Raw genomic sequence first — 19,321 nt, 5'->3', positions numbered from 1 at the left:
TGGCTTTTATCAGGCGCTAGCGTGGCTGCCCGGGCGCCCTCTCTCGGTGGCTCCTTGCCCCCGGCTCTGGCTAGTCGAGATGGCTCGTTGCGCCCGGCTTTGGCTATTACGCCTTGTCGATGTTGGCAGCCTGTTTGATTCATTCTGGGGCTGTGATACTCAGGATGCCGGAGGCGGTGCGCGCCCTGAGACTGGGTTGGTACATGGCTTCGACTTGGGCTGCTGGATGGGCGAAGCGGCCTGGGAAGATGGCGCGAACGACGTAGGCGAGCTGGAAGCTCGAGGGATCGTTGCGCTGGCGATCGACGGCGGCGACGAAGCGGTCGCTGCCGAAGGCGACATGGGCAGGTTCAGTGACCAGGTTGAGCCAAGGTAGGCCTTCGACAGCACCGGAGCGCAGTAGGTGGGGGTTGTCGATCTCGAAACCGGCGGGCAATGGGTCGTTGATGAGCAGACGTGCGGCGCGGCGTTGGTCGGCGCTGATAGTGATCAGGGCGACAAGTCGATCGCCTTGCGTGAACTGGGCCGGGTCGAGGCGGCGGCCGTCGAGGTCGTAGTAGCTGCGCTCGATGCTGTAGCCTTTGCCGCCGGCCGGCGTGGGCATGGCGGGGATACCGCTGCGGGTGAGCATGGCGGTGAGTGGGCGATCTCCGGCGTTGGCAATCGCGAGTGCGGGTGCGGCGTTGGCGATCTCGAGCGAGGGTCCGACGTCGGCCTCCGCATCGGTTGCCGGGGCGGGCTCAGAACCCAGGTCGGTAAGCCAACCGCGGCGGAAGAAGGCGCCATCCTGGGGCCGGCCGTTGACGCTGAGGCGGGGCTTGGCTGCACCGTCCATCAGGGCATGCGCGGCGAGCAGCATCCAGGCTTGGTCTTGGGTGCTGGGGTAGTCGGTGCTGGCCCAGACGCGCTCGAGTTGGCTGCCGAGGGCGCTGATGTCGATGATGTTGCCGCCGGCCTCGGCGGCAAGACTGAGCAGAGCGGCACCGTCGCGCAGGTGGGAGCCGAAATCGGCGCGCCAGCTCGTGCTGGCGGGCTGCTGCTCCCAGAGCGCCTGAGCCGAGCGCAGGGCGGTGGCCGCGCGTTCGGTCTCGCCGAAGAGCGCGAGTGCGGCGCCGAGCTGGGCGCGCGCCATGGGTGTGGCGAAGGCGTCGAGCTTGGTTTCGAGGTAGTAGCGCAGATCGCCGACTGGAATGCGGGCGTTGCGGGCGAGTACAAAGAGGGCGTAGGCAATGCCTTCGCCGCCGTCCTTGAAGTCTGCGGCATAGCTGAGCTGGTTGCTCAGGTTGTCGAGCGCGTTGTTGAAGGCCGCCGACTGGACCTGGTAACCCTGCTCGCGGGCACGGGTGAGGAAGTCGGTGACATAGGCGTCGAGCCAGAGGTCGCCGGGACCCGGTTGCCAGAGCCCAAAGCCTCCGGTCGAGGATTGATGCGCGAGGATCTCGGCGATCGCTTTGCGGATGCGGGCGGGCACACCGGCATCCGCATCCGCATCCGCATCCGCATCCGCATCGTCGGCGTTAGCAGGGAGGCTAGCGCCGGCACCGGCACCGGCATCGGCATCGGCATCTTCGGCGTCAGCAAACAGGCGAGCGCTGGCACCGGTATCGCGTCTAAGCGCAAACAAGGGGGCAGCGCCGTCTACTGCCAAGCCAGCGCTGGAGGCGACCTGATCCAGGTAGAGCAATGGCAGTGCGCGGCTGGTGAGCTGTTCCACACAACCGAACGGATATTGGTCCAACAACCAGAGCAGGCCGGCCACATCGAGCGCGCCGGCACCGCTGATCGACAATGACCAGGAGGCGCTGCCGGGCAGCAGGCCACTGTCCGCAGACAAGAGGGTCTGGAGCTGGAATGGCGGCGCCCCAGGCTTTAGCGGGATGGACTGAGTGCGCGCCACCGCAGGCTCAAGGTTGCGCACACCGAGCAGCAGCTGTTTCGTCAGCTCTTCGCCGCTGGGGGTGACCAAGCGGATCAGGAGCTCGTTGTCGCTCGGGGCCGCCACTTCACTGCCGGCCTCGAGCGCAAAGCTGAGTTGGGCACGCTCCTGCTCGGCAAGCTCGAGCAGCATCGGTGTGCCATCGTTCTCGATCCGCAGCGCATTGCCATTGCTGGTCAACGAGACCTCGATCGGCCCTGCCGGACCCTCGACATGAGCCAGCTCGAGCAGGATGCGCGAACGGTCGCCAGGCGCCAGGAAGCGCGGCATCGCGGCACTGATGACGATTGGATCACGCACCAACACCTCGGCAGCCGCCTGGCCGATGCCGGTGGCGGACCAGGCCATGGCCATCAGCCGCACCTGGCCATTGAAGTCGGGCAGATCGAAGCTGGCCTCGGCGCGCCCATCGGCACCCAGCCGCAGCGGCTCGGTCTGGAAGGCGACCAGCGCCTCGCTCGGCGGTGGCCCCTCGAACGACATCAGCTGGCCGGCACCGCTGCCGGTGCGCAGTCGTCCTGGCTCGCCCTGCATCCGATCGATGAGCTGTCCGTAGAGATCGCGCAGCTCAGCACCCAGGCGACGCTGGCCAAAATACCACTGGGTTGGCGACCAGGACTCGAAGCGCGTCAGGTTGAGGATGCCGACATCAACGGCGGCGAGGGTGACAAAGGCGGTTTCGTCCGGTGCCAGATCCTCGATTTGGACACCAATCTCGAGCGGCTCGCGCGGACGGGCTTGCTGCGGCGCGTCGAGGGTCAGGGCTAAGCGGCGCTGTTGCGGATCGACGCCGGCCCAGTGCAGGCCGATTGCCCGCCGCGGCATGCGCCGCGCCTGTAGATCCATACCGCGATAGAGGATTGCAGTCACATAGGCACCCGGCCCCCAGTCCGCAGTCACTGGCACGGCGACGCTGGTGCCCGCCTCCGGCACCTCGACCGGATGCATGCTGACCAGCCCGTCACCGCCGAGCACCATCACCAAAGCCAAGCCCGGAAAGCGCGGCTCGAGGCGCACCCGCGCCTGCTCGCCGATGCGATACTCGGGCTTGTCGAGCGAGACCTTAAGCACGTCAGGGGTATCGAAGGCCTTGGGCGCGACGTACCAGCCGGCCTCGAAGCCGATGCTGGCTGGAACCAGCGGGTTGTCTCCATGGCCCTCGATCCGCAGCTCATAGGCGCCCCAATCGACCGGCGCCTCGAGCTGCGCCAGCGCGCTTGGATCAGCGCCGACAACCAAATCGCCGCTGGCGACGCGGGTGCGGCTGACGATCGGCTCGAAGCGCCAATCACCATCGGTGCGATACCACTGATACGAGGTCTGCACCCGAGACAAGGTCCAGCGCAGCCCATCGGCGGCCATCGGTGCGCCATCGGCAGCGAGCACCATCACCGCGAAACGGGCGTTGCCGCCTTGATCGACGGCCCCCTCGAATAGCGGCTTGATACCAATCCGGGCACGTTGACCGAGGATCGGCAAGCTCAGATTGCGCTCGACCGGACGGCCGCCGCCATCGAGCACCTGCACATCGATCCGTGCCTGCAACGGCCGCGTGCTCGCCACCAGCACCGGCAGCTCGATGCCGAGCTGGGCACGTCCCGCGGCATCGGTCTCGGCGCCAGGCAACGGCTCACTCCGATCCTCAACCTGTTCGCTGGCAAGCCCAAACTGCCAGCCCGACCAGTCCGCCAGACCCGCGGCCAACGTCACCCGCGTCATCCCGCTGACCTCAAGGTTTGCCGCCGGCGCGCCGTACAGGAACCACGCCTCGATGCTCAGACTCGGTGGCGCGGACGGATCAAGCCTGGGCGTCGAGGACTCAACGCTGAAGTCAAGGCGCTCGGGCATGAAATCCTCGACCAGGAAGTTGGTCCACGCCAAGGCCTCGGCTTTGGGGTCGGCATAGACCTCGGCCTGCCAAGTGCCGCGCATCGCATCCTTGAGCAGCGGCAGACGCAGCTGATAACCACCGAGGCCTTGGTCCTGGATCAGCGCTCGCTGTTGCTCTACACCATCAGGACGCTTGAGCACGAAGGTCAGCGGTACCCCAATGACGGCATCGGCATGCGGATCGCGGGTCAGCGCGGTCAGCACCACCGATTCGCCGGGACGATAGATCCCGCGCTCGCTGACCAGATAGGTGTCGATCGGCTGCGCTGCCGGGCGACCGTTGACGCCGCGATCGCTGAGGTCGAACGGGCTCGCTTTCAGGTCGAGGAAGCCATAGTCGGTATCCTGCCCCTCCGCGATCAATAGCGCCGGCCGGTTACCCCCTTGACCACGCAGCAGACCCGGCTCGAAGCGGGCATGGCCCTGTGCATCCGTCTTGGCCTCACCGAGGACCTGCTGATTCCGCGCCAGCAGCTGAAGCCGCACGTCTGCCAGCGGCTCGGCGCTCGAGAGCGAGCGCACGAAGGCATGTAGGCCATCATCGGCAGACAACGCCGTCAGCCCCAGATCAGAGACGACAAACCATTGCGTCGCCTGCTCATCGCTCGCGAGGGCATCGGCTGGGCGCGCGGTCAAGATATAGGCACCGGGCCGAAGTCCCTGAGTGGTCGAACCTGTCGCTGCGCCATCGCTCAGATCCGCGAGCAGTTCGGCGACTGGCACCGAGGTGGTGATCTCCTGGTTCAGCTCCGAGCGGGTCTCGATCTGGCCTTTCCAAAGCTGCTCGCCGCTGGTCTCCGCGATGGCATCGGTCTGGTACGCGCTGAGCTGGGCGAGCAGGGTCTCATCGTTCAGGAAACCGCCGAGGGCGCGATCGCCCACCCGATAGAGCGCGGCGTCCAGCAGGCGGGTGTTGACCGTGACCACCGGCAGCGCCGCCGCACCGCCGCTCGGCAAGACATAGGCTCGGCCGGGGAAGCGCACCGAGGGCGAACGGTCGCGCACATAGACCTCCAGAGTCACCGGCTTGGCCAGGCGCTCGCCATCGTTGGCCGGCAGCCCAGCGCGCACCCTGATCCGGTAGCGCTCGCCATGCTCGACCCCGTCGATACACAACTGCTCGGCCTCGGGCTCGATCGCCAACCCTTGGACATCAAGCTCGAGATAGTCGGCCAGCTCGACGCCCTCGCGCGCGAGCGGATCGGAGAAGCGGATGCAGATGCGAGGATTGCGCGCATCGGACGAGACCTGATGATCGATGATGCGAAAGCCGTGCTCGGCCACCAGCTGATCGAGTCGCGCACGCAAGGCCGGATCATCGACGAGCGCGAGTGAGGCCCGTTCGGCACGGATCGCCGGGCGCCAGGCCGAGCGCGCCTCGAGCGCGCGCCCGATCAGTGCCAGCGCGCCTGCACGCTGGCCGACCTCGGTCGCGCTCAGGTAGGCATTGATGGCCGCGGCGGTGGCCTCCTGCTGTACCTGCTGGCGCTCGGACCAATCGTTGCTCTGAATGGCCATGGCCGCTTCGGACAAGCGCTGCCAAAGGGCTGAATCATTAGGGGCGAGCCGCAGCGCGACTCGGTAGCCGGCGGTTGCCGCGCGCGGATCGTTGTCCGCCAGGGCTTGCCTGGCCTGAGCCAAGATCTCGTCGAGGCCGCCACCAGCACCGCTCTGATCGTCAGCATCAGCAATGCGTCGGCGCAGCTCATCGGCCTCATCGCGATAGCCGCTCGGCAGAAACGCCAGCTCTGAACGCCGTTGCGCGCGCTGGTCACCGGTTTCGAGCGGACCGGTCTGGATATAGCCCGAGACCGCACCATCGAAGGCGCGCAGCTCGCCGAAGCTGGACTTCAGAAAGCACCAACCAGCGTTGCTATTGAACGTGAACGCACGGCAGCGCTCATCGGCTAAGCAGGCGGCCTCGCAGGCATCGAGGTCAACATCCTGCAAGGTGTCGTAATCGTGGCCGAAGTAGTCTGCTCCACGGATCACGACCAGTCGGCGCTGAGGCTCGTCGCCGCTCTGCTTGACGGCGGGCTGGGCGGCAGTTTGGGCGGCGGGCGGCTGGGGCTGGGCAGCAGTCTGGGCGGCAGCCTCATGAGCAAGCTCCGCCTGGGCAACAGCCTGCGCAATCCTTAGGGTCGAATCAGCGGCGTGATCGCCTGTCGCGGCAGAGGTCGGTAGCGCCATCGCCATCGAGATCCCCATCATCGACAGCGCGAGTCCTCGCGCAAGCAACGCAGAGACCTTGCCGAGCCGAAATACCATCGCCCTCTCCTAATCGCTACCGACCAATGCCACCGAACACTGCCAGAAAGTGTAGACCGAAGCATGCAGCGGAAGAAGGGCTGTACGAGCAAACAGACATCCGAGACGCGGATACGGCGCTCAGGGTGAGGCGCAGGGTGAGGCGATCAGAATGCGTCGCTCAAGGTACAGTGCTCAGTCGGCTAAAGGCCGCTGTCGTCTGCGTGAGGAAGGACTCATCGTCGGGCGCATCTTGAGCGTGCTCGATGAAAAACGCAGCAAGCCCCAACCGCTCGGCCAGCTCGAAGCCAGACTCCGGGCCGAGCACCAGCAGCGCCGTCGCCCAGGCATCGGCCTCCATGGCCTGATCGGCCAGCACCGTCACCGAGGCCAGACGATGGCCGACGGGGCGTCCGGTCGCTGGATCGATCGTATGGGAATAGCGCTCGCCATCGACCTCAAAGAAGTTGCGATAGTCGCCAGAGGTGGCCATGCCGATGTCGCGCAACGCGACAACACGGAACATCGCCCGTTTGCTGGTCTCGGGCCGCTCGATGGCAATCTGCCAGGGCTCACCACGACCATTGATGCCGCGCCCACGCAGCTCGCCTCCGATCTCGACCAGATAGTTCTGCACACCAACCGATTCGATCAGCGCAGCCACTCGGTCCACCGCGTAGCCCTTGGCAATGGCGGAGAGATCGACGTAGAGATCCGGCCGTGCCTTGCGCAACGCGGGAGGCTGCAGCTGGACATCGAGCTGCTGCCAGCCGACGCGCGCCCTCGCGGCCTGAAGCTCAGCCGCGCTTGGCAGGACGTCAGCCGTCACAGTCGGGCCAAATCCCCAGAGGTTGACCAATGGGCCGACGGTCACATCAAAGGCCCCGGCACTCGCCTCGCTCACCGCCTGCGCCGCGCTGACCACAGCCACCAGCTCCGGCGAGACCAGGAACCAGTCGGTCGCGTTGCTCGCATTAAAGCGCGAAAGCTCCGAGCTCGGCTGATAGGTCGACATCAAGCCGTTGATGTCTGACAACTGCGCGCTGATCTGTTCTGCAAGTGCATCACGATCAAGGGCCGCGGGCGGTTCGACGATTTGCAGGCTGTAGGTCGTCCCCATGGTCGCGCCGCGCAAAACGAGCACTTGCTGCTCCGAGCCCTGGCCGCAGCCGACGAGCACTAGGGCAGCCAGCCAGAGCAAGAGACCGATCAGCGGCGCTTGAAGCAGCGGCCGCAAGCAAGGGCGCCATCGAGTCCAGCCGTCATAAGGCTTGCTTATCATGCGGATCACAGGGGCATTCAGTTGGACTGGAAGGGACTAACGACCATAGACAGCACCGCGCCACTCCGGCGGATGAATCGCGCGAGATTCAGGCTAAACATGCAGAGGCGGATGCGGGCACGCCCCCGGCACTGTCCCTGTTGACGCGCTTCAGCCAGGCTCGGAACAAAATCAGGTTCACGGCTAGCGCTAGGGCTAGGGCTAGGGCTAGGGCTAGGAACGCAACCGAGGCCGGGCTCACATCAGTTTGATCACCGGTTGATTACGCAATCCGAGTACCTGCTGAGCGAGATCGATGGCCTGGTCTGCGAACTGATCCAGGCTTTCCCAGCGGTCTGCGGTATCGAGCACGTCGGTGAGGCTTGCGCTGATCACGCGCAGGTCATAGGCACCTTCTCCACGCCGATCGGCAGGCGCTTGCTGACTGGTCACATAGAGTACCGGCTCCTGCTCACCCATCGGCACCAACGCCAGGATGAACCGATAGCGGTGATCATCATCAGTCTCGATCTCGCCCAGTATGGTCGCCGTGTGGTCACCGATCTGATAGCGCCGCTTCGGCAGCGCGGTCTTGATTTGGGGTCGATCCTGCATCCTATACGTCTCCCGAAAATGCGTCTTAGACCCAGGCCTCGAACACCTTAAAGATGCGATCGATGCGCTGGTATGAGTGCGGTGGGCATTAAGTCAAACCGTCTCGTCGGAGAGGTGAAATAGCGTCATCGAGTCGCTGCAACAACCCCCAGTGCTGTCGGCGAAGGCCAGCGCAACCGCCCAACTCCGACCATATCTCGTCAATCAGGGTGCCCCTCAAGCGCGCTCAGCAAGTGCCTGACAAGACCTGGACCACCATAGATCAATCCTGTGTAGAGCTGCACAAGATTGGCCCCCGCCTCGAGCTTTGCGGTCACATCCTCCGGCGTGAAGATGCCACCGGTGCCAATCAAGACCGGATCAGGCCCGAGGGCTTCGCGCACCAAGGCCAAGAGCTGGGTGCTGCGCCCGAACAACGGTCGGCCAGAGAGACCACCACTCATGCCCTCGGTCGAACCACTGAGACCCTCGAAGCGGATCGTGGTATTGGTCAGGATCAATCCCGCACATCCGGCTGCGAGCGCGGCCTCGGCGCAGGCGATCGCATCGGCATCGGCCAGGTCCGGCGCCAGCTTCAGCAGCACCGGGCGCGGATGCCGGAGCCGCTGATTCGGCCCCTGCACCGCCTCCACCAGCGCCTGCACCTGTTCCACGGTTTGCAGATCCCGCAGCCCCGGTGTATTCGGGCTCGAAATATTGACCACCAGATAATCTGCCAGCTCGGCGAGTAAGGCACTGCTGCGCTGGTAGTCTGCGGCAGCCTGCGCTGACGGCGTCACCTTCGACTTGCCCAGGTTGACCCCAAGCGGGACCTGCAGCAATGCTCGCTCACGCAGCCGGGTCAGGCGCACTGCCATCGCCTCCGCACCCGCATTGTTGAAGCCCATGCGGTTGATCAGCGCCGCATCGCCCGGGAGCCGGAACAGGCGCGGCCGCGGATTACCAGGCTGCGCTAAGGCCGTCACCGTGCCAACCTCAACAAAGCCGAACCCCAACCGCTGCCACAAGGGAACCGCCTCGGCATCCTTGTCCAGCCCAGCCGCCAGCCCAACCGGATTTGGAAAATTCAGTCCCATTGCGTTGACATTGAAGGCCGGAGTCCGCGCCCGATCCGACCCCGCAAGTTGCCCGCTGAACGCCTTCGACCAACGCGCCGCCAATGCCAGCGCCATGCCGTGCGCCTGCTCTGCATCAAGGCGGAACAAGAGCGGACGCAGCAACCCCCAAATCAGACCAGCCTGGCCTCTACTGCCAAGACCTGAAGAGATCCAGCCTGAACGCTCTGTCGACATCGATTCCCCTGCCATGAACTGATTTGACGTGAACCGGTTCGCGCTGCGCAACCCCGGGGATCGGAAGATTACGATCCGTCAATTGCAATTAATCCACTATATGCTAATAAACTAGAAGAGCGGACGCTTTGGCTGGTCTCGCGATCGTGCGTGCCACCGCTCAGCCTAGCGTCGCGATCTGAGTGTGCAGATCGCGACGATCCATAGACTCATCAAGCTAGCAACCGAGACATGCTGCCATGAAATACCTGATCGCGCTCAAAGAGCTCAACGGCGGGGAGCTTTTCTCCATCGCTGCCGTCCTGATGATGCTGATCATCATCGGCTACGGAATCATCGGCTAAGCCGAGCACCGCGGACCGCATCTCAGCCCGCAACCAATCGCCGGGGCCGAGCGCAAAACGCGCGTCGGCGCTCGGCGACATCCGCGAACAACTTCCCCCGCCCCCGTTAACAACCGCATCCCCAACGGTTGTTAACCAAGACCGGGCAGCGCCGACCCCCTATCTCCCGCTGCTAAACAGACATGGTGCATCGCCATCCGGTGCATCGCCATCCGGTGCATCGCCATCCCGGCCGATGAAGCGCTTGTTTCAGTAACCGCAGCATCCTGCTGTTCGAACTCGTGCCGGTTTTTCAGCTGTGCGCCCTACCCCCGGCGCCCCGATCTGACCTTTGATCGACATCCTTGGATCTGGCTCCTAGACCTGCGCTTCAGAGCTGCAACGGACGGCGTCGATGATCGTTTTGAACTCGCGACCTCGCTGCAGGAGCGACCTCTAGCGGTGCGAGCCGTCCTGATCTTCCTGGGATCGATACCAAGGCCCCGGAATCATCAAGACTGAGCGGACTAGCGCTAAGGCTCGCCGCACCAAAAAATGCCCGCCAGCCCGCCCTTAAAAAACAATATTAACAATTAATTATTCTGCGCGATTAACGATTGATAACCTCGCTTTATCAGAACTCCAGCAATTAACCAATTCGTAGAAATATAAAAGTACGCAGTGAATATCACTTTGATCGCGCCAAAGCATGACATAAGTCAATTATAAAAACTGAGATGTGCATCACTTTTCTCTCTCAGCATCTAGAGTAATGACCAGGGATCAAGAACCCGATAGACCAACAAAAAACCAAGGTAATTCAGAAGGTTCTAAGACCCCACAAAGGCAAACTCATTGACAATTCGCAACCTATAAGAAATACGCCAACTACTGCTTGGCGCGACAAATCACTACCATCAAAGAAAAGGAGAAGCCACGATGCCGAATGAGCCAACCCTAGGCGGATTACTGCGCAGCCAAGGGGTCAGCCGTCGCGCCTTCCTCAAGTTCTGCTCGACCACCGCCTCATTGATGGCGCTGCCTGCGGGTATTGCGCCGGCAATGGCCGAGGCCCTGTCCAGCGCTCGCCGGCCCTCGGTGATCTGGCTATCGTTCCAGGAATGCACCGGTTGCACCGAGGCCCTGACCCGCTCCAGCGCGCCATCCATCGAGTCGCTGATGTTCAACTTCATCTCGCTCGACTATCACCACACGCTGCAGGCCGCCTCCGGTGACGCCGCCGAGCACGCCCGCGAGCAGGCCCAGCATGACAACGCCGGCAAGTACCTAGTCTTGGTCGACGGCTCGATCCCGCTCGATGAGCATTGCTCCACGGTCGCCGGCATCAGCAACCTGGCGATGTTGAAGGAGGCCTGCGCCCATGCCGCCGCGGTGATCAACATCGGCACCTGCTCGGCCTACGGTGGCATCCCGATGGCCAAGCCCAACCCGACCCGCGCCGTCGCGGTCGGCGACATCATCAAGGACAAGCCGATCGTCAATGTCCCCGGCTGCCCGCCGATGCCGCTCGCCATCACCGGCGTCATCGCCCAGTACCTGACCCTGGGGCGCCTGCCCGAACTGGATCACCTCGGCCGCCCAGTGGCCTTCTTTGGCGAGAACATCCACGACCGCTGCTATCGCCGTCCGTTCTATGACCGTGGCGAGTTCGCCGAGACCTTCGACGACGAGGGCGCGCGCAAGGGCTGGTGCCTCTACAAGCTCGGTTGCAAGGCGCCGATCGCCTACAACGCCTGCGCCCATATCAAATGGAATAACGGTGTCAGCTTCCCAATCCAGTCCGGCCACGGCTGCATCGGCTGCTCCGAGCCGCGCTTCTGGGACATGGGCGGGATCTACGACTCGGTCGCCAAGGGCAACTTTGGTGATGGCGCCAAGCTCGGCGCGGCAGCGATGGCTGGCGCGGCGGTTGGTGCCGGTGCGGCGGTACTTGCGCGGCGCAAGAAGACCCGAGTCGCCGAAGAGATGCACGGCAGCGAGTAAAGGATCGCCGCTGCGCGCACACCAGCTGCGCGCACACCAGCTGCGCGCACACCAAACGGACGACCAGCAAGTGTAACCAGCGAGCCTGACCAGCGAGCACGACAAGACCCTAAGGGTGTCGGACACACAACGCCCGGAATGACGAGTTCCGACAGCCGAGATGCCATGACCGAGCTTGCCGAGACAGATGCGCCGCCACCGGCATCTGCCCGGCACCCTGAGTCAGGCGCGACGACGCAATCACAACAGGCTTAAGACCACCAACCTGCAGAGGACCATCTATGAGTCTCCTCGAATTCGCCCGCGGCCCTGCGATCCATGCCGCACTCATCATCATGGCCGCCGGCATCGCGCTGCGGCTGATCGGCGTGCTCGTGCTGACGCGCGGCGCTGACCTATCCCGTCCACGCGACGCCTTTGGCAACTTCAAGGGCTATCGCACCGTGTTCAGCCGCGCCTGGCCGAGCGGCGAGTTCACGACGACGACGCGCTATCAGACCGTCGTCGCCTATCTCTTCCATATCGCCACGCTGCTGGTGGTGCTTGGTATCGTCCCGCACATCGAGTTCATCACCAGCCTGACCGGGCTGTCATGGCCGGCGCTGCCGAACTTCCTCGGTGTCGCCCTCGGCACCCTCGCGCTGGCCTCGCTGCTCGCGCTGATCGGTCGCCGGCTCGCCAAGCCCGCCGTCTACAACTCCACCCTGGGTGACTATGTCACCTGGGTCATTGTCGCCCTGCCGCTGCTCACCGGCCTGATGGCCTTCGCCCATGTCGGCCCGCGCTACGAGACCATGCTTGCGCTGCACATCCTCAGCTCGGCGCTGCTGTTCGCCTACATGCCATTCAGCAAGCTGATGCATGCGTTCTGGTTCATCTTTTCCCGCGCCCAGAGCGGGCTGGCCTATGCCCACAAGGGGGTTCGGATATGAGCATTGCCAACGCGACAACCACCGCTCCGGCCGCCGCGACAGCGGCAGCGACGCCCATCTTTCCCAGCTTCGAGCAGGTCTACCAAGGCCTGGCTGGCCAGATCGGCATGCTGCGCCAGATGGCGCCAAAGCCGACCAAGACCGACGAGAAACGCCTGCAGGGCGCCATCGACACCCTGATCGAGGAGACCAATGCCGACGAGGCGGTCTGGCTCGAGAGCTGCATCCACTGCGGCCAATGCACCAACGCCTGCCATTACTTCCAGGCCACTGGTGAGGCCAAGTACGCGCCGATGCGCAAGATGGATCTCTATCGCCGCGTCTATCAGCTCGAGATCAGCCCGATGCGCTGGTGGCATCGGTTGATCATGAAGCCGGTCAAGCTGCAGGACTTCGCCGACGCCAGCGAGCTGATCTACGACTCCTGTTCCGAGTGCGGCCGCTGCACCATGGTCTGCCCGATGGGCATCGACACCGCCTCGCTGGTGCACCACATGCGCAGCGCCATGGTCGCCGCCGAGCTGGTGCCACCGGAGCTGGCGGCGTTGCGCATGGAGCAGAAGCAGATGGGCACGGTGTTCGGCTCCTCGCCGGAGGCCTTGAAGAAGCTGGTCGAGACGATTCGCGAGCAGGCCGGCGTCGAGATCCCGCTCGACAAGGACCAGGCCGAGGTCATGGTGCTCAGCTCCGCGGTCGACCTGGTCGCCAACGGCAACGGCCTGCTGGCCACCGCCAAGATCATGAACCACCTCGGCATCGACTGGACGCTGCGCTCGGACGGCTTCGAGAGCGCCAACTTCGGGCTGCTCTCCGGCGACATGTCGCTCTGGAAGCAGCAGGCCGATCCGATCATCGCTGCCGCCCAGAAGGTTGGCGCCAAGACCCTGGTCATCGCCGAATGCGGCCATGCCTATCCGGCGCTGCGCTGGAATCCGATGGTCAGCGGCGGCGAGCTGCCGTTCGAGATGATGTACATGTCCGAATTCCTCGGCAAACAGGCCAAGGCCGGCAAGCTGCATCTGACCCCCTTCGAGGGCAAGGTCACCTTCCATGATCCCTGCAAGACCGGTCGCCGGGGTGGCGCCTTCGACGAGCCGCGCGCGGTGCTGGCCGAGATGGACGCCGATCTGGTCGAGATGCCAGCGAACAAGGAGTACAACTGGTGCTGCGGCGGGGGCGCCGGCATCTTCTTGCTCGAGGACGCCACCCGGCTGCGCGATGAATCGTTCAAGATCAAGATGCGCGAGGTCAACGAGAGCGGCGCTGAATCCGTGGTCGTCAGTTGCGCCAGTTGTCGACTCAACTTCGAGTCCGGCCGCCAGAAGAACCACTGGGACAAGAAGGTCCATAGCCTGGTCGAGCTGGTCGCCGACCATCTGATCGACGACCCAGCCAGTCTGCCATCGTCTAACCGTCAAGCGGCCGGCGAGGCCCAAGGAGCCCGGCCATGACCCGTGTTGTCGTTGACCCCGTCACCCGCATCGAAGGCCATCTGCGCATCGAGGCGCAGATGAACGGCGGCATCATCGAGCAGGCCTACTCCAGCGGCACCAGCGTGCGCGGGCTCGAGACCATCGTCCAGGGCCGCGACCCGCGCGAGGTCTGGGCCTTCGTGCAGCGCATCTGTGGCGTCTGCACCCTGGTGCATGGCATCGCCGGGGTGCGCGCGGTCGAGGACGCGCTCGACTACAAGATCCCGCCCAATGCCGAGCTGATCCGCAACCTGATGATCGGTAGCCAGTACGTGCATGACCATGTGATGCACTTCTACCATCTGCACGCGCTGGACTGGGTCGATCTACTCGGCTCCCTGCAGGCCGATCCGAAGCAGACCTCCGAGTTAGCCCAATCGATCGGCACCTACGCCAAGACCTCGCCGGGCTACTTCGCCGATGTACAGAAGCGCCTCAAGGGCTTCGTCGAAGGCGGCCAACTTGGCATCTTCGCCAACGGCTACTGGGGCCATCCGGCCTACAAGCTGCCGCCCGAGGCCAACCTGATGGCGGTCGCGCATTATCTCGATGCGCTTGCCTGGCAGCGCAACGTCGCCGAATTGCATGCCATCTTCGGCGGCAAGAACCCGCATCCGAACCTCTGCGTCGGCGGCATGCCCTGCGCGATCAGTCTGGAATCCGGCAAGCAGGCCGGCACCGCGCTCGACGTGGTGGGCCTGGAGCGGGTGCGCAACATCATCCAGCAGATGCATGACTTCGTGCACCAGGTCTATGTGCCGGACACCCTCGCCATCGCCAGCTTCTACAAGGACTGGTTCCAGCAGGGCGAAGGCGTCGGCAACTTCATGACCTATGGCGACTTCCCGGCCAAGGGCTATGGCGACCCGGAGTCCTATCTGGTCCCGGCGGGCGTGATCCTGAACCGCGATCTGAGCCACATCGAGCCGGTCGATCTCGATGCCGAGGCCGAGATCCAAGAGTTCGTCGCCCGCGCCTGGTATGACTACAAGGCCGGCAAAGACGCCGGACTGCATCCCTATCAGGGCGAGACGACCTTCGCCTATACCGGCCCGGAGCCGCCCTATCAGCAGCTCGATGTCGACAACCAGTACTCCTGGCTCAAGACCCCACGCTGGAAGGGCAAGCCGATGGAGGTCGGGCCACTGGCGCGGATGCTGATGCTCTACACCAACGGCAACGAAAAGGCCAAGGCGTTGGTCGACAGCAGCCTGCAGCAGCTCGATCTACCCATCGAGGCGCTCTACTCGACCATGGGCCGTACCGCCGCGCGCACGCTGGAGACCGCCTTGATCGTCGACGAGCTGCAAGGCTGGTACGACAACCTGGTCGCCAACATCAAGGCTGGCGATGTCAAGACCTTCAACGAGACCCTCTGGGACCCGGAGACCTGGCCAAAGCAGGCCCAGGGCGTCGGCCGCATGGAGGCCCCGCGCGGCGCGCTCGGGCATTGGATCGTGATCGAGAACGGCAAGACCGCGAACTATCAGGCGGTGGTGCCCAGCACCTGGAATGCCGGCCCGCGCGATGGTCAGAATCAGCAAGGGCCCTACGAGGCGGCACTCGCGGGCCATGCGCTGCACGACCCGCAACAGCCGCTCGAGATCCTGCGCACCGTGCACAGCTTCGACCCCTGCATCGCCTGTGCAGTCCATCTGAGCAACCCCGACGGGGAGGAGGTGCTAAACGTCAAGGTGCAATAGAACGCCAGCGCGCGACTGTCAATACGGCGGCCGGACTTGGCACGGGCAACCATCTCGATAACAACACTGCCCGCGCCCCGGCCGTCAGCCAAGCCAAAGGAGAACCCCTATGACATCACTATCACGCCTCGCCGAGCTGCACATCCGCCAATTCGCCGCGCAACAAAAGCGCCAAGACGAGCTCAGTCGCCATGACTGCCTGATAGGCCAGAACCGCTGCGCTAAACGCACGCAGGAGACGCAACGTTGGCGCCAAATCGCGATCAACAGCGCCGGTCCCCTCTGTCTGCTGGATGCAGTCGGGCAAGCCGAGGAAAGCTGGCTCGAACTGCTCGAGCACGCACCCCGCTGCGAGCTTCCGCAATCGCACTCGCCGACGGATAAGGCCTGGAGTCCGCGCCGCCTCGGTGCGCTCACCGCCTGAGCGCTTTGCTCAAGCATACCCCCGCTACAAACCCGCGGACGGACAGGGAGGCCCGTCAGCGCACGATCAGTGAGCCAGCGCCTCTGAGCCAACCACTGGGCCAACCACTGGGCCAACCACTGGGCCAACCACTGGGCCAACCACTGGGCCAGCCTCGCAAAACCTCGGAATCGTCCCTGGTCGTCACCACCTCAATGGGGCCAGCGCGGACGCAATGTCACGCGCATCTGAATCTATCCCCTGAGGAGGACCATCGTGTACAGCTTTTCAACCAAGGTTAGTACCAGCTTTGACGACACCATCGCGCGGGTTACGGAGGCATTGAAGACCGAAGGCTTTGGGGTACTCAGCGACATCGACGTCGCCAAGACGCTGAACACAAAGCTGGGTGTCGAGCAAACGCCCTACCGTATCCTCGGCGCCTGCAACCCACAGCTGGCTCACCAGGCCATCAGCGCCGAGCCGGGCATCGGCTCGTTGCTGCCCTGCAACGTCGTCGTGCGACAAGATTCAAAGGGCAGTGTCGAGGTTCTCTTCATGGACCCGATGGCGGTCCTAACCTTGGTCGACAACCCCAAGATCCCCGAGCTCGCAACGGAAGTTCGCCAACGCCTTGAGCGCGTGCTTGCGGCGATCAGCGACGCGTAGCGCCCGTTCTCGGCGCTGACACCTCGGCACCGGCGACACCATGGCGCTGCTCACCGCCAGCCGTGAGCCAGCACCAGGTCAAGACAACGCTGAATTTTCAGGATCAGCACCTTGCTGGGCACGCGCGAGTTGATAGACACGCTCAAGAAAATGCTCCATCCCGGCTCGCCGGTTCGCACTCAGGTGCTCGGCCAGGCCGAGTCGCCCGATATAGTCGCTGGGGTCGGTCTTCAGCACTTGCGCTGGCGTCTGATGCTGAAAAGGGACGAGCAGCAGTGCGACTAACCCCTGCACCAGCGGCGTCTCGGCAGCGGCTCGGTATTCGATTCGCGTCGGGTCAGCAGGCTTCGGGCCGGCGGTCAGCCAGGTGCGCGTGTTGCAGCCCTTGACCAGATTGCTGTCCCGATGCTCATCATCAGACAGTGGCACCAGCTGCCGCGCCAGCTCACCGATGAACTCGTAGCGCGCATCCCAATCGTCGAGTAGCTCGAAGGCGTCGATGACATCGTCGGTGTTCATGATGGACTCCGGTTTGGCTCAGGATCTGCCTCTAGGGGTTCGAGACCGTTGCACTCTGGTCGCAGGCTGACGGTGCCACAACTCGAGCGACGGCTCGCCGGCTGCCGAAGCGCCTCCGCCCGCAACTGTTCGGCGTCGGTGATGACGAACAGGATGTCGGGGATCGCGGCCTTGATCCGCACCAGCATGCGCAGCAGAAAGTCGCGGTTCTTCTCGAAGGCAAGGCGCCCAACCTGTACCAGCAGCGAGCGCTGCCGGTCAATGCCCCGGTAGCCTAGCGAGGCGCTGGGCACCAGCAGAATGTACTTGTCGAGGTATTGCTCGAAGCAGGTGTGATAGCTTTCCACCAGGCTTCATCCTTCCCCGAGATCGACAACAGGTTCTTCGTCACAGCTCGCTGGCTGCTTTGCGGCCTCAGCTCGATACAAGGTGCTGGCATAGAACGCGATCAGGCGCTCGGTGAGCACCGGCGCCGACCAGCTACGGGCGTAGCTGCGGGCACGCGTTGAGAGCCGCGCGCGTAGCGCCGGCTCGCGCAGTAAGCGTAAGCACTGCTCGGCAAAATGGCGCTCGTCATGCTTGGCAATCAGGCAGCCTTCACCGTCGCGCAGCACCTCGCCGGCGCCCATCTCGGCGAGCGCGACCACGGGCGTGCCGAGGGCCATGGATTCCAGTAGCACCAGACCTTGGGTCTCGGTGCACGAAGAAAACACAAAGGCGTCTCCGGCCCGGTAGCAGTCTTCGAGTGAGCCATCGCGGGCGAGGTAGCCGGTGAAAAGGACTTGCCGCTGCAGATCGAGCTGGTCACGCAGACGCTGCAGGCGCTTGAGCGCCGGACCGTCGCCGGCGATGACCAAGAGAACGTCTGGGATCTCGGCCTTGACCTGGACCAGCATGCGCAGCAAAAAAGCGCAGTTCTTCTCGAAGGCGAGGCGCCCGACATGCACGAGCAGCGGGCGGCTGGCGGCGATGCCCCAACGTTGGCGAAAGCGCGTTCCATCGCCCCGTCCGAATTGCTCGAGATCGATCCCGGTCGGCACCACCTCGGCGGGGGTTTGGATACCGTAGCGCTTGAGCACCTCGAGCATGACCCGGGAGGGCACCGCCAGCGCATCGACGTCGTTGCATTGGGCGGCGGAGAAGCGCCGCGCGGCGTAGCGCAGCCAGGCACTGGGCACCAGCGGGATGTACTTATCCAGGTATTGCTCGAAGAAGGTATGGTAGCTTTCCACCACTGGAAGCTCGAGCCAACGGGCTAATGCAAGACCAGCGTAGTGGGCAATGAAGGGGGTGTGGATGTGAACCAAGTCGAAGCGCTGCGCGCGCAATCCCGCTCGATGTTGCAGCAACCGCCCCCAACGCATGATGCGATCTTCGGGGTCGAACGGCAGGTAGCGCGAGGGGATGCGGATGACCTCAAACGGGTCCGAAACAGCGTCGCGCTCAGAGCCATAGCTGGGCGTGATCAGCGTGACCTGATGGCCCTTTTGGACGAGTTCGCGCCCAACCGTCTGGATCGACGTCGAGACCCCATTGACGCGGGGGAAGTAGACATCCGAGATCATCAACAGGCGCATCGAGGGTGCCGACCTCCACAGGGCCCGCAGGATGCAGGCACAAAGGGCGAAATATTAGCAGCTCAGCATGATTCAAGCCGCCCTAGAAAAAAGCCGGCGCGTGCCATCGCGCTCGCGCTGCTGGTAACCTGCATCAGTCCGAGCGCGTTCGCCCTGAATCCAGCGCTCTGGGGTTACGGCGTCCGCAGCTGCACCGAGTATGAGCAAGCTAGTGCTGCAGCCGATGCTGGCAACCCAGCCGAGTACCAGCGCTACCAAGATTGGGCGGCAGGCTTCGTCTCCGGGCTCAGCCTCGCACTCGATGAAGATGTGCTCAGCGGCTCCGGCATCGAAACCCTGATGCGGCGTACCCTGAACCATTGCAAAGCCCACCCCAGCGACGACTTCTTTACCGCCACCATGAATGTGGTGCGCGTGCTGAGCTCACTGCGTTAGTAACGCTGCAAAAACGACCTCCACAGTCGGGTGGAACAATCGC

14 protein-coding genes are annotated in these 19,321 nt (G+C 64.0%); 6 read left to right on the top strand and 8 right to left on the bottom strand.

Annotated features, from left to right (window positions below; translation table 11 throughout):
- Nucleotides 1–139: 139 nt before the first annotated feature.
- From CCR96_RS10185 to CCR96_RS10170, 4 genes are all read right to left on the bottom strand, one after another.
- A complete protein-coding gene (locus tag CCR96_RS10185) occupies nt 140–6,094 on the bottom strand; it encodes an alpha-2-macroglobulin family protein (RefSeq protein WP_201220023.1) in 5,955 nt (1,984 codons plus the stop codon).
- Between the two features lie 160 nt (nt 6,095–6,254).
- Complete coding sequence (locus CCR96_RS10180; protein ID WP_201220022.1) at nt 6,255–7,310, bottom strand: FAD:protein FMN transferase; 1,056 nt, start codon at nt 7,308–7,310, stop codon at nt 6,255–6,257.
- 282 nt (nt 7,311–7,592) lie between these two features.
- Nucleotides 7,593–7,949, bottom strand: a complete 357-nt coding sequence (locus CCR96_RS10175) for a hypothetical protein (protein WP_201220021.1) — start codon at nt 7,947–7,949, stop codon at nt 7,593–7,595.
- Nucleotides 7,950–8,149: 200 nt separating this feature from the next.
- Nucleotides 8,150–9,121 (bottom strand): quinone-dependent dihydroorotate dehydrogenase, encoded by a 972-nt coding sequence (locus tag CCR96_RS10170; RefSeq protein ID WP_242518873.1) that lies wholly within the window; start codon nt 9,119–9,121, stop codon nt 8,150–8,152.
- A 1,382-nt stretch (nt 9,122–10,503) separates the two neighbouring features.
- On the opposite strand from CCR96_RS10170, the gene CCR96_RS10165 reads away from it, so the two are divergent.
- The 6 genes from CCR96_RS10165 (at nt 10,504) to CCR96_RS10140 (ending at nt 16,747) form a co-directional block, all read left to right on the top strand.
- On the top strand, nt 10,504–11,568 hold the full coding sequence (locus CCR96_RS10165) for a hydrogenase small subunit (protein ID WP_201220019.1): 1,065 nt from the start codon (nt 10,504–10,506) through the stop codon (nt 11,566–11,568).
- Between the two features lie 281 nt (nt 11,569–11,849).
- Nucleotides 11,850–12,500, top strand: a complete 651-nt coding sequence (locus CCR96_RS10160; protein ID WP_201220018.1) for a nitrate reductase — start codon at nt 11,850–11,852, stop codon at nt 12,498–12,500.
- The gene (locus CCR96_RS10155) at nt 12,497–13,951 is read left to right on the top strand and encodes a (Fe-S)-binding protein (RefSeq protein ID WP_201220017.1); all 1,455 of its coding nucleotides are present in this window, start codon (nt 12,497–12,499) and stop codon (nt 13,949–13,951) included. Before CCR96_RS10160 ends, CCR96_RS10155 begins: the two co-directional genes overlap by 4 nt.
- A complete protein-coding gene (locus tag CCR96_RS10150; RefSeq protein ID WP_201220016.1) occupies nt 13,948–15,675 on the top strand; it encodes a nickel-dependent hydrogenase large subunit in 1,728 nt (575 codons plus the stop codon). The genes CCR96_RS10155 and CCR96_RS10150 overlap by 4 nt, the downstream gene beginning before the upstream one ends.
- A gap of 109 nt (nt 15,676–15,784) precedes the next feature.
- Nucleotides 15,785–16,099 (top strand): hypothetical protein, encoded by a 315-nt coding sequence (locus CCR96_RS10145; protein WP_201220015.1) that lies wholly within the window; start codon nt 15,785–15,787, stop codon nt 16,097–16,099.
- A gap of 255 nt (nt 16,100–16,354) precedes the next feature.
- On the top strand, nt 16,355–16,747 hold the full coding sequence (locus tag CCR96_RS10140) for a DUF302 domain-containing protein (RefSeq protein WP_201220014.1): 393 nt from the start codon (nt 16,355–16,357) through the stop codon (nt 16,745–16,747).
- A 78-nt stretch (nt 16,748–16,825) separates the two neighbouring features.
- Here the strand turns inward: CCR96_RS10140 and CCR96_RS10135 are convergent, their stop codons facing one another.
- The 4 genes from CCR96_RS10135 to CCR96_RS10120 form a co-directional block, all read right to left on the bottom strand.
- The gene (locus tag CCR96_RS10135) at nt 16,826–17,266 is read right to left on the bottom strand and encodes a SufE family protein (protein ID WP_201220013.1); all 441 of its coding nucleotides are present in this window, start codon (nt 17,264–17,266) and stop codon (nt 16,826–16,828) included.
- The gene (locus tag CCR96_RS10130) at nt 17,263–17,613 is read right to left on the bottom strand and encodes a hypothetical protein (protein WP_201220012.1); all 351 of its coding nucleotides are present in this window, start codon (nt 17,611–17,613) and stop codon (nt 17,263–17,265) included. Before CCR96_RS10130 ends, CCR96_RS10135 begins: the two co-directional genes overlap by 4 nt.
- A gap of 6 nt (nt 17,614–17,619) precedes the next feature.
- Nucleotides 17,620–18,843, bottom strand: a complete 1,224-nt coding sequence (locus CCR96_RS10125) for a glycosyltransferase (RefSeq protein ID WP_201220011.1) — start codon at nt 18,841–18,843, stop codon at nt 17,620–17,622.
- Nucleotides 18,844–18,915: 72 nt separating this feature from the next.
- On the bottom strand, nt 18,916–19,203 hold the full coding sequence (locus tag CCR96_RS10120) for a hypothetical protein (protein WP_201220010.1): 288 nt from the start codon (nt 19,201–19,203) through the stop codon (nt 18,916–18,918).
- Nucleotides 19,204–19,321: the final 118 nt, after the last annotated feature.

The organism is Halochromatium roseum (assembly GCF_016653315.1).
In the GTDB taxonomy this organism is placed as follows: domain Bacteria; phylum Pseudomonadota; class Gammaproteobacteria; order Chromatiales; family Chromatiaceae; genus Lamprobacter; species Lamprobacter roseus.
This window is presented reverse-complemented; position numbering and strand designations above follow the sequence as displayed.

Coding starts and splice junctions, on each gene's coding strand:
- CCR96_RS10155 (WP_201220017.1), top strand. CDS start 12,497: ATGAGCATTGCCAACGCGACAACCACCGCTCCGGCCGCCGCGACAGCG.
- CCR96_RS10145 (WP_201220015.1), top strand. CDS start 15,785: ATGACATCACTATCACGCCTCGCCGAGCTGCACATCCGCCAATTCGCC.
- CCR96_RS10125 (WP_201220011.1), bottom strand. CDS start 18,843: ATGCGCCTGTTGATGATCTCGGATGTCTACTTCCCCCGCGTCAATGGG.
- CCR96_RS10170 (WP_242518873.1), bottom strand. CDS start 9,121: ATGGCGCTGGCATTGGCGGCGCGTTGGTCGAAGGCGTTCAGCGGGCAA.
- CCR96_RS10160 (WP_201220018.1), top strand. CDS start 11,850: ATGAGTCTCCTCGAATTCGCCCGCGGCCCTGCGATCCATGCCGCACTC.
- CCR96_RS10175 (WP_201220021.1), bottom strand. CDS start 7,949: ATGCAGGATCGACCCCAAATCAAGACCGCGCTGCCGAAGCGGCGCTAT.
- CCR96_RS10165 (WP_201220019.1), top strand. CDS start 10,504: ATGCCGAATGAGCCAACCCTAGGCGGATTACTGCGCAGCCAAGGGGTC.
- CCR96_RS10135 (WP_201220013.1), bottom strand. CDS start 17,266: ATGAACACCGACGATGTCATCGACGCCTTCGAGCTACTCGACGATTGG.
- CCR96_RS10185 (WP_201220023.1), bottom strand. CDS start 6,094: ATGGTATTTCGGCTCGGCAAGGTCTCTGCGTTGCTTGCGCGAGGACTC.
- CCR96_RS10150 (WP_201220016.1), top strand. CDS start 13,948: ATGACCCGTGTTGTCGTTGACCCCGTCACCCGCATCGAAGGCCATCTG.
- CCR96_RS10120 (WP_201220010.1), bottom strand. CDS start 19,203: ATGGTTCAGGGTACGCCGCATCAGGGTTTCGATGCCGGAGCCGCTGAG.